The following is an 807-nucleotide window of genomic DNA, read 5'->3' as shown; positions in this document are numbered from 1 at the left end:
ACCTGGCCGGCACCCCGGCCACACCCCGGCCGCGCCCGCCCCCACCCGCATCCCGCGGCGCGCTCGCTCGTTGGGCCCTGCGTGTACAGCTACGACGTCCCCGCCTCCCCCCGGCGGTCCACTCCCGCCTCCCGCTCGATCCCGGGCATGCGCCCGTCGTACGACGCGGAGCACCCGCACTCGGCGACGCCGATCTACGACGAGCTGTACTCCGAGTACCGCCGGCTCTTCCGCGCACTGCCGGGCGACCGCTCCGGCGAGGAGGACCTGACGTTCACCGGCTTCGCCGTCCGGGACGCCGCCCCGGCCCGCCCCGACCCGCGTCCGTACCCGCCGCAGCACCAGGCCTTCCAGACGTACGCGGGCCAGGCGATCGGCATCCCCCAGTTCATGTCCACCCAGCCGAACGGCCCCGAGCACACCGGCCCGCCAGCCGACCGCCCCTTCGGACACACCGGCCACAGCGGCCACACCGGACACGCCCCCCACCAGGCCCACCCGCACGACCAGGGCCACACCGGCCGCCCGGCGGGCCCGTACACCACCGGCTTCCACCCCACCCCCGCCCCCGGCCGACCGACCACCCAGGCCGCCACCCACGCCGCCGCCGCCCAGGAGGGCACCGGTCAGGGATGGGTCGCGGCCGGCTACCTCGGCGCCGCCCCGCAGCCGACCGCCCCGCAGCCGGTCGCCGCGCACCTCCCCGCCCCGGCGCCGGTGACCGTCCCGGTGCCCGCCCCCGCCCCGCCCGGCGGCACCACCAGCGGCGGCCGCCACCGCAGCCTGCTCTCCCTCCCCCCGGGCGTC

General features: G+C 79.1%; 1 pseudogene. It reads left to right on the top strand.

Going from position 1 to position 807, the window contains the following annotated elements:
* Positions 1-147: 147 nt before the first annotated feature.
* Positions 148-807 (top strand): annotated as a pseudogene (locus ABD308_RS30570) (hypothetical protein); the annotation flags it as partial.

The organism is Kitasatospora putterlickiae, from assembly GCF_039527695.1.
Lineage (GTDB): Bacteria > Actinomycetota > Actinomycetes > Streptomycetales > Streptomycetaceae > Kitasatospora > Kitasatospora putterlickiae.
This window is presented reverse-complemented; position numbering and strand designations above follow the sequence as displayed.